The organism is Pseudomonas mercuritolerans (assembly GCF_025706525.1).
Classification (GTDB): Bacteria; Pseudomonadota; Gammaproteobacteria; order Pseudomonadales; family Pseudomonadaceae; genus Aquipseudomonas; species Aquipseudomonas mercuritolerans.
The window spans coordinates 320241-331801 of the sequence record NZ_JAMSHA010000004.1 but is presented as its reverse complement, the minus strand read 5'-3'; the positions used below and the strand labels follow the sequence as shown (position 1 = coordinate 331801).

Genomic DNA, 11561 nt, shown 5'->3' with positions numbered 1-11561 from the left:
GTGCGGTTTTTCCATGACAGCAAGCAACGATTACAAACTGTTACGCCTGGTGGCTGGTAACGTAGTCGATTGCAGCTTGTACAGTAGTGATCTTTTCAGCTTCTTCGTCAGGGATTTCGGTCTCGAATTCCTCTTCCAGAGCCATCACCAGCTCAACGGTGTCAAGGGAGTCGGCACCCAGGTCTTCTACGAAGGAAGCGGTGTTGACCACTTCTTCTTCCTTAACACCCAGTTGCTCGGCAACGATTTTCTTGACGCGCTCTTCGATGGTGCTCATACCTTGTTTTCACTCCTAATGGACAAATTCAGGCAGCTGGCCAGTGGGTAAGTGTATAGAAAGCCTTTTCAGTTTTTCAACTGAAAGCTTCACTCCTCAAACCCTGCGACCCTCTGCCTATAAATAGATTGCAGCTTTATAACGGATTTTAGACAGCTCGTATGACATTTTTTTGAAACGATCCGTCACATTTTACTTACATGTACATCCCACCGTTCACCGGGATTGTAGCCCCGGTAACGTATGCCGCACCGTCGGATGCAAGAAAAGCGACCACGGACGCGATCTCTTGAGCTTGCCCCAGACGACCCAGCGGAATCTGCGTCTGCAAGGCTTCACGCTGTGCTTCAGGCAGCTCGCGGGTCATATCGGTGTCGATGAACCCAGGGGTTACCGAGTTGACCGTAATCGAACGCGAACCGACTTCACGCGCCATCGCCCGGCTGAAACCTTCCAGACCGGCCTTGGCGGCTGCATAGTTTACTTGGCCAGCGTTGCCCATGGCACCCACCACCGAACCAATACTGATAATTCGACCCCAGCGCGCCTTGGTCATGCCACGCAAAACGCCCTTGGACAGGCGATACAGACTGTTCAGGTTGGTATCGATCACGTCGTACCACTCGTCGTCTTTCATGCGCATCATCAGGTTATCGCGGGTGATGCCGGCATTATTGACCAGAATCGCCACCGGCGCACCGAACTGCTCCTGAATGCCTGCCAGCACGGCGCTGACCGATTCGTCGCTGGTGACATTGAGTTCGAAACCGGCGCCCTGGATACCGTTTTCCTTCAGGGTCGCGGCAATCCGCTCGGCGCCCGACGCGGAGGTCGCGGTGCCAATCACGATGGCGCCCTGACGACCCAGTTCCAGCGCGATGGCCTGGCCGATGCCGCGGCTTGCACCGGTAACCAGTGCAACTTTACCTTGCAGACTCATGCAAGTTTCTCCTGATTCAGGCCTGCGCTGCGCGAGCGGCAGCGAAGGCATCTGGGGTATTGAGGTTGGAAGTCGAAACGCCTTCGGCGCAACGCTTGTTCAGGCCGGCAAGGACCTTGCCCGGGCCACATTCGACCAGATTGGTGGCGCCCTTAGCGGCGAGGGTCTGCACCGATTCAACCCAGCGCACCGGCTTGTAGAGTTGTTCGAGCAGATCACGCTTGAGGGTTTCCAGATCGGCCGGCACTTGCGCGCTGACGTTCTGCACCACCGGGATCTGCGGCGCCTGCCAGTCGATGGCGGCGATGGATTCGGCGAAGCGCTCGGCAGCCGGACGCATCAGTTCGCAGTGCGACGGCACGCTCACCGGCAACGGCATGGCGCGTTTGGCGCCACGGGCCTTGCAGCCTTCTATGGCGCGCTCGACAGCCGCCTTGGCGCCGGCGATCACCACCTGGCCCGGCGAGTTGAAATTCACTGCGCTGACGACTTCGCCTTGCGCCGCTTCGGCGCAGGCAGCCAGCACGTCGGCATCTTCCAGGCCGAGGATCGCGGCCATGCCGCCCTGCCCGGCCGGCACCGCTTCCTGCATCAACTGACCACGGCGCTCGACGAGCTTGACCGCGTCAGCCAGGCTCAGGCTGCCGGCAGCAACCAGCGCGCTGTATTCACCCAGGCTGTGGCCGGCGACAAACGCCGGACGCGCGCCGCCTTCTGCCAGCCACAGACGCCACAGGGCGATCGAAGCGGTCAGAATGGCCGGTTGGGTTTTGTCGGTTTGATTGAGCAGCTCTTCCGGGCCCTGCTGGGTCAGTGCCCACAGGTCGTAGCCCAGCGCAGCAGAGGCTTCTTGAAAGGTTTCGAGGATCAGCGGATGTTGCGCGCCCAGCTCGGCCAGCATGCCGAGGGACTGCGAACCCTGTCCTGGAAAGACGAATGCGAGGGAAGCAGACATGTAACAAGCCCCTAATGATCTTGTCGTCGGAAAATAACGCCCCGTTGGGGACGCCAGAAACTGACAGTTTGGATGGCCCTTTGAACCGGGCGGTCACATTTAAGCATTGTCCGACGAAAACGCCTAAGACAACAGCTCCTCCAGACGACCGTGGAGACGCTCGGGCAGGTTCTCCTGAATCTCGATCAACGCCCGTTGAATGGCACTCTGAAAGCCCTGCACCCCGGCCGATCCGTGGCTTTTCACGACGATGCCCTGCAGTCCGAGAAAGCTTGCGCCATTATGTCGCGCCGGGGCCAGATCAGCCTGCAGACGTTTCATCAACGGCAACGCAAGAGCGCCGACAGCGCGCGAAGCGAAGTTTTTCTTGAACAACGCCTCGATGCGCGCCGCAATCATCGTCGCCAGACCTTCGCTGGATTTGAGCAGGATGTTGCCGACGAAGCCGTCACACACCACCACGTCGGCCTCACCGCGATACAAGCCGTCGCCTTCGATAAACCCGATGTAGTTGATCCCACGCGCAGCCTGCAACAGCGTGGCGGCCAGTTTGACCTGCTGATTGCCCTTGATGTCTTCGGTGCCGATGTTCAGCAGTGCCACACGCGGACGGGCGATACCCAGGGTCTGCGCGGCCACCGAACCCATCACCGCGAACTGCAACAGGTGCTCGGCACTGCAATCGACGTTGGCGCCCAGATCGAGCAACTGGCAATAACCGGTCTGCGTCGGAATCGCCGCGACCATGGCCGGACGATCAATGCCGGGCAATGTCTTCAGGACGAATCGCGACAAGGCCATCAACGCGCCGGTATTGCCGGCACTGACACAGGCCTGCACCTTGCCATCGCGCAGCAGTTCGAGGGCCACACGCATCGACGAATCCGGCTTGCCACGCAGGGCCTGGGCAGGTTTTTCGTCCATGGTGATGACTTCGCTGGCCGCAACAATCGTCAGGCGCGCGCGATCGGCAGCCGACTGGCCGTGGATCAGTTCTTCAAGAAGGGAGGGTTGACCGACGAGGGTCAGGTGCAGCGAGGGGGTAGCAGACAGGCAAGCGAGACTGGCCTGAACAATGCTGCGGGGACCGAAGTCCCCGCCCATTGCGTCAATCGCGATGACTTGAGCAGACAAGTGATTACTCGTCAGCGCCCTTGTCGATCACTTTACGGCCACGGTATACACCTTCTGGCGATACGTGGTGACGCAGGTGAACTTCACCAGTGGTTTTTTCTACAGACAGGGTGCTAGCCTCGAGAGCGTCGTGCGAACGGCGCATGTCACGGGCAGAGCGGGATTTTTTGTTCTGCTGAACAGCCATAATTGATTAACTCCTAAACGTTTGGGTCACGCTTTAACTGCGCCAATACACTGAACGGGTTGGACCGCGTTACCTCGTCCTCGCTCGGTTCGGGCTCATCTGCTCCCGCCGGCTGCTGGCATTCTTCCGGATGATGAGCAGGCACAATGGGCAAGGCGAGCAGAAGCTCCTCCTCGATCAGTGACTGCAGATCCAATGGATCTTCGCCCAGTTCCAGCACGTCATAACCTTTCGGCAACGACTGGGTATTCGCACCCTCCTTCACCACCGCGTAACTGCATTCGCTGTGGATCGGCAGGGTGACCAGCTCAAGACAACGCTGGCAAACCATTTTGACTTCGGTGTCGATAAAGCTGTGGATGACCACAGACTTACGTTCATCTCGTTCAAAAACGAATTTGGCCTGCACCGTACCGACATCGTCGGAAAGCGGGTCGCAGAGTCTCTTCAAATCGGCCAGCAGCAGTTCACCCTGAAGGGTGGTGCCACGGTCAGCCAATTTGCGCGGGTCAACGTGAGGTGGAATCGGGTCATTCAACATAGGCGCAGCATTATAGGGATGCACCCACCCATGTCAAAGGAAATTGTGCCCTGTCCGTCACTTGCGCGCCTCCGCTAGAATCCGCACCTGCCTCAGGAGACGTCCATGCTGCCTTTATTACTCGCCTCAAGCTCGACTTATCGCCGCGAATTGCTCGCCCGCCTGCACCTGCCGTTCGTCTGCAGCTCGCCGGACATCGACGAAAGCCACCGCCCGGGCGAATCCGCGATCGATCTGGTCAAACGCCTCGCCGAGGAAAAAGCCCGCGCCCTGGCGGACAGCCACCCTACTCATCTGATCATTGGCTCGGATCAGGTCGCCGTCCTCGGCGAACATATCATCGGCAAGCCGCACACCTTCGAAAAGGCTCGCGAGCAATTGATGGCGGCCAGCGGCGCGAGCGTGACCTTCCTGACCGGCCTGGCACTGCTCAACAGCCAGACCGGGCAATGCCAAGTCGACTGCGTGCCGTTTACCGTGCACATGCGTCAGCTGGATCAGGCGCGCATCGAACGCTACCTGCGCATCGAGCAGCCGTACGACTGCGCCGGCAGCTTCAAGGCCGAAGGACTGGGCGTGAGCCTGTTTCAATCGACCGAAGGTCCGGACGCCACCAGCCTGATCGGCCTGCCGCTGATTCGCCTGATCGATATGTTGCTGACCGAAGGTGTGCAAATCCCTTAACAGCAAAAGATCGCAGCCTTCGGCAGCTCCTACAGAATCGGCGTCACCGCAAAAAAAAGCGGGTGAACATTAATCCTGTAGGAGCTGCCGCAGGCTGCGATCTTTTGATCTACCGGCAATTTACCGCAACGAAGGCCCGTGGAAACCCATCCACATCGCCAACTGCTCGGCCACGCTGGCGCCGAGCTTTTTCGAGAAACGATCGAACGGCGATTCCTGCACGGTGAAGTCCACCAGCTCCTTCTCGCCAATCACATCACGCGCCACCGAACTGGCACTGCCCAAGCCATCGATCAGGCCCAGCGGCAGCGCCTGCTCACCCGACCAGACCAGCCCGGAAAACAGCTCCGGATGCTCTTTGTCCTTCAGGCGATCCCCACGCCCCTGCTTGACGCTGTTGATGAACTGCTTGTGCGTGGTGTCGAGCACGCTTTGCCAGAATGCGGTTTCTTCAGGCTTTTGCGGCTGGAACGGATCCAGGAATGCCTTGTGTTCGCCCGAGGTGTAGGTGCGACGCTCAACCCCGAGCTTTTCCATGGTGCCGACAAAACCGTAACCCGCTGCTGTCACGCCGATTGAGCCGACCAGACTGGCCTTGTCGGCGTAGATCTGATCCGCCGCGCTGGCGATGTAATAGGCGCCCGAAGCACCAAGATCGGAAATCACCGCGTAGAGCTTGATCTCCGGATGCAGCGCACGCAGGCGCTTGATCTCGTCATAGACATAACCGGACTGCACCGGACTGCCGCCCGGGCTGTTGATGCGCAGGACTACGCCCTTGACCTTCTTGTCTTCGAACGCCGCACGCAGGCTGCCAACGATATTGTCGGCGCTGGCCGGTTCCTTGTCGGCGATTACGCCGTCGATCTCGATCAACGCCGTGTAGTTCGGACCGCGGGTGGCGCTTTTTTCCATGTCCATCAGCGGCGTGAACAGCAGCAGCGCAACGAAAAGATAAACAAACGTCAGCAGCTTGAAGAAAATCCCCCAGCGCCGCGAACGGCGTTGTTCCTGCACGCCGGCCAGCAAAGTCTTTTCCAACAGCTTCCAGCTTTTCGCGTCACCGTCGTCGGCACTTGCCTTGGCCGGTGCTTTCCATTCGTCGGTCATGCCATCTACCCCAGCAAAAACGTATTAAGCCCGCTGACCCAGCCAGGCGTGCAATTGAGAAAAATGGTCGATCGACAGGCGCGGCTCGAACTGTTGCAGGGACTCGATCGATTGCGCGCCATAACTGACCGCCACCGAATCCATCCCCGCGTTGCGCGCCATCAGCAGGTCGAACGACGAATCACCGACCATCAACGCCTGCTCCGGGCGTACGCCGCAGTGGCTGACAATCTGCTCAAGCATCAGAGGGTGTGGCTTGCTGGCAGTTTCATCGGCAGCGCGGGTGATATCGAAATAATCTTCCCAGCCATTGGCCTTGAGCACCCGATCCAGACCGCGACGATTCTTGCCCGTCGCTACCGCCAGGTGATAACCCTGCTCACGAAACGATGCCATCGACTCGACCACGCCCTCGAACAGCGGCGAAGGCACGGCTTCGGCAGCGATGTAGTGATCGGCGTAGTACTCGCGAAACGCGAGCATTTCTGCGTCGCTGATTTCCGGATACAGCGTACGAATCGCTTCCGGCAAGCCGAGACCGATAATGCCTTTGACGGCGAAGTCATCGCGCAGCTCGAAACCGGAACGCCCGGACGCCGAGTGCATGGCCTCGACGATCCGATGGATGGAATCGGCGAGAGTGCCGTCCCAGTCGAAAATCAGCAGTTTGTAATCAGATGGGCGCACTCAATCGCTCCACGGTCTTGGCCCACATTTCATCGACGGGCGCTTGCAGATTCAGCTTGCCGCCGTCGGGTAGCGGCACGGTCAGCATGTAGGCGTGCAGGAACAAGCGCTTGCCACCCAGATCGCGGATTTCCTTGGTGAAATCCTCGTCGCCATATTTGCTGTCACCGGCAATGCAATGGCCAGCATGCAAGGTGTGCACGCGAATCTGGTGGGTACGACCGGTAACCGGTTTCGCCTCGACCATGGTGGCAAAATCACCGAAGCGGCGCAGCACCTTGAACAGCGTCAGGGCTTCTTTGCCCTCGTCATTGACTTCGACCATCCGCTCGCCGGAGCGCAGGTTGCTCTTGAGCAACGGTGCGCGAACCTGCTTGATCGAGGTTGCCCAGTTGCCACGGACCAGCGCCATGTAGCGCTTGTCGACGCCATCGCCGCGCAGTTGCTCGTGCAGGTGGCGCAACATGCTGCGTTTTTTGGCGATCATCAGCAGGCCGGAGGTGTCACGGTCGAGACGGTGAACCAGCTCCAGCTCCTTGGCGTCGGGACGCAACTGACGAAAGGCTTCGATCACGCCGAAATTCAGCCCGCTGCCGCCATGAACCGCAATGCCGGCGGGCTTGTTGATCACGATCAGGGCCTTGTCTTCGAAGACGATCGAAGCTTCCAGGCGTTGCAACAACCCCTGGGCCAGCGGCACCGGTTCGTCGCGCTCAGGTACACGAACCGGCGGCACGCGCACGATATCGCCGGCCTGCAGCTTGTATTCGGGCTTGATCCGACCTTTGTTAACACGCACTTCGCCTTTGCGCAAAATGCGGTAAATCAAGGTCTTGGGCACGCCTTTGAGCCGGGCGAGGAGAAAGTTGTCGATTCGTTGGCCGGCATACTCCGGCGAGACTTCAAGCAGTTGAACGCCTGGAGTCGAAGGGGCAGTAGTTGTCATGCCGCGGATGATAACAATTTTTATGGAATTGAAGCACTTAATCATTGCTGCTATAGTCGCGAACGCCGCCAAAAGCGGCCTGGACAGCGGAACCACGGTCAAAGACCGGCCCTGACCAACGCAATTCACCAGGGCGCGAGGCCGTCCTACGGGGCTTTCGCTACGTAACGGTGGAGTTTGCGGTTGTAACGAGCGCAGGTGACATGAGGCCTGAATTACACCGCCGTGCAGAGTTCTGACTCGCCCGGCAGGCAACATTCAAGGCCAGTTCACAAAGTGCAGTCGACTGCGAATGACCCCGAGCGATTGCTTCGGAAACATCGCCTGAATTAGCCATGATGCGTGACCTCCCCTTTCGGAGCTCACGGTAAATGCCAACCCGCTGCGGATTCTGCGCGCGGCAGCACCCGAATTATCAGGGATACGTGTAGGGTGGAGATGCACAACCGCCGGACTGTGTAGCAACAAGCTTTGATCAAGACGCTTCATCTCGTCCACAGCCGCTGGTTGATTCCTCCTCCTGACTGAGTGCTTAAGTAGCCACAGCAAGCAGGACGCGTACGTCGCGGTATCGGCCCAATTGGCCGCACATCGCTGGACACGGGAATGGCCAACCACTCCCGACGCACCTGACACCGACCGTGAGAAGTCGTGTGTGCCGAACGCCGTTTCCGGCAGCCCGGAAACCGACGGTACTACATGAAAAGAATGCTGATTAACGCAACTCAACCCGAAGAGTTGCGTGTTGCACTGGTAGATGGCCAGCGCCTCTACGACCTGGACATCGAATCCGGTGCACGCGAGCAGAAGAAGGCCAACATCTATAAAGGCCGCATCACTCGCATCGAACCAAGCCTTGAGGCTGCCTTTGTCGATTTCGGCTCCGAGCGCCACGGCTTCCTGCCCCTCAAAGAAATCTCCCGCGAATACTTCAAGAAAGCCCCCGAAGGCCGCGTCAACATCAAGGACGTCCTGAGCGAAGGCCAGGAAGTCATCGTTCAGGTCGAGAAAGAAGAACGTGGCAACAAGGGCGCCGCCCTGACCACCTTCATCAGCCTGGCCGGTCGTTACCTCGTACTGATGCCGAACAACCCGCGTGCCGGCGGCATCTCCCGTCGCATCGAAGGCGAAGAGCGCAACGAACTGCGTGAAGCGCTGAACGGCCTGGTTGCTCCAGCCGACATGGGCCTGATCGTGCGCACTGCCGGCCTGGGCCGCAGCAGCGAAGAAATGCAGTGGGACCTCGACTACCTGCTGCAACTGTGGACCGCCATCAAAGAAGCCTCGCTGGATCGCTCCGCGCCATTCCTGATCTACCAGGAAAGCAACGTGATCATCCGCGCCATCCGCGATTACCTGCGCCAGGACATCGGCGAAGTGCTGATCGACAGCGTTGAAGCCCAGGACGAAGCCCTGACCTTCATCCGCCAGGTGATGCCGCAGTACGCCAGCAAGATCAAGCTGTACGAAGACAGCGTGCCGCTGTTCAACCGTTTCCAGATCGAAAGCCAGATCGAGACCGCATTCCAGCGCGTCGTCGAACTGCCTTCGGGCGGCTCCATCGTCATCGATCCGACCGAAGCCCTGGTGTCCATCGACATCAACTCGGCGCGCGCAACCAAAGGCAGCGACATCGAAGAAACCGCCCTGCAGACCAACCTTGAAGCCGCCGAAGAAATCGCCCGTCAGTTGCGCCTGCGCGACATCGGCGGCCTGATCGTCATCGATTTCATCGACATGACCCCGGCCAAGAACCAGCGCGCCGTGGAAGAGAAAGTCCGCGAATGCCTGGAAGCTGACCGCGCCCGCGTGCAGATCGGTCGCATCTCGCGTTTCGGCCTGCTGGAAATGTCCCGTCAGCGCCTGCGTCCATCGCTGGGCGAAAGCAGCGGCATCGTCTGCCCGCGTTGCAACGGCACCGGCATCATCCGTGACGTTGAATCGCTGTCGCTGGCCATCCTGCGCCTGATCGAAGAAGAAGCCCTGAAAGACCGTACTGCCGAAGTTCGCGCGCAAGTGCCGATCCCGGTCGCTGCGTTCCTGCTCAACGAAAAACGCAACTCGATCACCAAGATCGAACTGCGCACCCGTGCCCGTATCGTCATTCTGCCGAACGATCACCTCGAAACGCCGCACTTCGAAGTTCAGCGTCTGCGTGACGACAGCCCGGAAGCCGCGACCAACCAGTCCAGCTACGAAATCGCTGCCGCCGCTGCCGAAGTCGAAGAAGTCCAGCCAGCCGCTGCGACCCGCACTCTGGTTCGCCAGGAAGCTGCAGTGAAGACTGCGCCGGCCCGTGCCAACGCACCGGTGCCGACTGAAGTTGCTCCTGCCGCACCTGCTCCGGCACCCGCTGCCGCGCCTGAGCCAAGCCTGTTCAAGGGCCTGGTGAAGTCGCTGGTCAGCCTGTTCGCCACCAAGGAAGAGCCAGCCGCACCGGTCGCGGTTGCGAAACCGGCTGCCACCGAGCGTCCTGCCCGCAACGAAGAGCGTCGCAACGGTCGCCAGCAGAGCCGCAACCGTAACGGTCGCCGCGATGAAGAACGCAAGCCGCGCGAAGAACGTGCTCCACGTGAAGAGCGCGCACCACGCGAGCCGCGCGAAGAGCGCCAGCCACGTGAAGCCCGCGAGCCGCGTGAAACCCGCAGCGAAGCGCCTGTCGCCCGCGAAGAGCGCGCACCACGTGCCCCGCGTGAAGAACGTGCACCGCGTGCCCCACGTGAAGATCGCAAGCCGCGTGGCGAGCGCGAAGAACGCGTACGTGAATTGCGCGAGCCACTGGACGCCGCGCCAGCCGCAGCCGTTGCTGCCGTGACCGCTGAAGAGCGTCCGGCCCGTCAGCCACGCGAAGAACGCGCTCCGCGTCCGCCGCGTGAAGAGCGTCAACCGCGTGCCGAGCAGGCCGCTGCTGCCGTCGCTGAAGAAGAAGTGAACAGCAACAACGAAGAGCAACTGCCGGAAGACGGTCAGGACAACGCCGAAGGCGATCGTCCACGTCGTCGCTCCCGTGGCCAGCGTCGTCGCAGCAACCGTCGCGAGCGTCAACGTGATGCCAACGGCAACGTGATCGAAGGTTCGGAAGAATCAGAGTCCGCTGAAAACGCTGGCGAGCCAAGCACTGCCGACCTGGCCGCTGGCCTGGCCGTCACCGCCGCCGTTGCCAGCAGCACCATCAGCGCTCCGGCAGAAGCCCAAGCCCACGAGCAGGCTGAACGCGCCACCGCCGCCACACTGGAAACTGCTCCAGTCGAAGCGCCGGTTGTCGAAGCCACCACTCCTGTGGAAGTGACTGCTGCACCGGAAATCGAAGTCGCTTCGGTCCGCGAAGCTCAGCCTCAGGTTGAAGCAACTGCCGAACCGGAAGCTGTCGTCGAAGCACCAGCGGCCATCACTGAGCCAGCGGTAGAAACCGTCAGCGAAAGCGTGACCAAAACCGTGCGTGAAGTTCGCGAAGAGCAGACTGCGTTCAACTGGGTTGCCGAGCCAGCCGTCACCGAAGCACCAGCACCAGTCGCTGAAGCCGAAGTGCCGCAAGCCATGGTTTCCGAGCCAGTAGTTGCAGCAGCAGAGCCAGCGCCGACACCAGTGGTTGAAGCTCCGGTTGCCGAAGCTCAGGTTGAAGAAGCGCCAGCCGCAGTCGAAGCGCCAGCCCCTGTGGTTGAAGCTCCGGCTCCGGTCAGCGCCCTGACGCCAAACGGCCGCGCGCCAAACGATCCGCGTGAAGTGCGTCGTCGCAAGCGTGAAGCCGAGCGTCTGCAGAAGGAAGCCGAACTGGCTGCTGCTGCGGCTCCAGTCGCAGCCGAACCAGCCCCTGCAGCTGAAGTGACCGAGGCAGCCCCTGCCCCGGTCGCGGAAGAAGCATCGGTAGAATCGGTGATCGCTGAAGCACCACGCTCCGTTCAGGACGCGGTTGAACAGCGCGAAGAAGCCCAGGAAAAAGAGCACGAGCCTAAACCACTCGTGTAATTCCTGAAGCCGATAAAAAGCCCCGCCTGGTGAAAGCCTGGCGGGGCTTTTTTATGCCTGAAATTCCAGCATCATCCGGAATCTTTGTGGGAGCGAGCCTGCTCGCGAAAACGCTGGGGCAGACACTATTCATG

General features: G+C 60.2%; 11 protein-coding genes. 2 read left to right on the top strand and 9 right to left on the bottom strand.

Annotation, left to right across the window (positions count from 1 at the left end):
* Positions 1-40 precede the first annotated feature (40 nt).
* The 6 genes from acpP to ND528_RS13595 form a co-directional block, all read right to left on the bottom strand.
* Entirely contained in the window at positions 41-277 is a 237-nt protein-coding gene (acpP, locus tag ND528_RS13620) for an acyl carrier protein (protein WP_003175607.1), read from the bottom strand.
* Between the two features lie 196 nt (positions 278-473).
* Positions 474-1217 (bottom strand): 3-oxoacyl-ACP reductase FabG, encoded by a 744-nt coding sequence (gene fabG, locus ND528_RS13615; protein ID WP_034155354.1) that lies wholly within the window; start codon positions 1215-1217, stop codon positions 474-476.
* A 16-nt stretch (positions 1218-1233) separates the two neighbouring features.
* The gene (gene fabD / locus ND528_RS13610; RefSeq protein ID WP_024013921.1) at positions 1234-2172 is read right to left on the bottom strand and encodes an ACP S-malonyltransferase; all 939 of its coding nucleotides are present in this window, start codon (positions 2170-2172) and stop codon (positions 1234-1236) included.
* 123 nt (positions 2173-2295) lie between these two features.
* A complete protein-coding gene (gene plsX, locus ND528_RS13605; protein WP_081932528.1) occupies positions 2296-3306 on the bottom strand; it encodes a phosphate acyltransferase PlsX in 1011 nt (336 codons plus the stop codon).
* Positions 3307-3310: 4 nt separating this feature from the next.
* On the bottom strand, positions 3311-3493 hold the full coding sequence (gene rpmF, locus ND528_RS13600; RefSeq protein ID WP_003179396.1) for a 50S ribosomal protein L32: 183 nt from the start codon (positions 3491-3493) through the stop codon (positions 3311-3313).
* Positions 3494-3506: 13 nt separating this feature from the next.
* A complete protein-coding gene (locus ND528_RS13595; RefSeq protein WP_003204262.1) occupies positions 3507-4034 on the bottom strand; it encodes a YceD family protein in 528 nt (175 codons plus the stop codon).
* Positions 4035-4139: 105 nt separating this feature from the next.
* On the opposite strand from ND528_RS13595, the gene ND528_RS13590 reads away from it, so the two are divergent.
* Entirely contained in the window at positions 4140-4718 is a 579-nt protein-coding gene (locus ND528_RS13590; RefSeq protein ID WP_263470514.1) for a Maf family protein, read from the top strand.
* Positions 4719-4838: 120 nt separating this feature from the next.
* Here the strand turns inward: ND528_RS13590 and sppA are convergent, their stop codons facing one another.
* From sppA to rluC, 3 genes are read right to left on the bottom strand one after another with little or no spacing between them, the layout of a single operon-like run.
* Entirely contained in the window at positions 4839-5828 is a 990-nt protein-coding gene (sppA, locus tag ND528_RS13585) for a signal peptide peptidase SppA (RefSeq protein ID WP_076563808.1), read from the bottom strand.
* A gap of 24 nt (positions 5829-5852) precedes the next feature.
* Complete coding sequence (locus ND528_RS13580; RefSeq protein WP_263470513.1) at positions 5853-6515, bottom strand: HAD-IA family hydrolase; 663 nt, start codon at positions 6513-6515, stop codon at positions 5853-5855.
* Positions 6502-7461, bottom strand: a complete 960-nt coding sequence (gene rluC, locus ND528_RS13575) for a 23S rRNA pseudouridine(955/2504/2580) synthase RluC (protein ID WP_016770994.1) — start codon at positions 7459-7461, stop codon at positions 6502-6504. The genes ND528_RS13580 and rluC overlap by 14 nt, the downstream gene beginning before the upstream one ends.
* Before the next feature lie 699 nt (positions 7462-8160).
* Between rluC and rne the strand changes: the two genes are divergently transcribed.
* Entirely contained in the window at positions 8161-11427 is a 3267-nt protein-coding gene (gene rne, locus ND528_RS13570) for a ribonuclease E (RefSeq protein WP_263470512.1), read from the top strand.
* Positions 11428-11561: the final 134 nt, after the last annotated feature.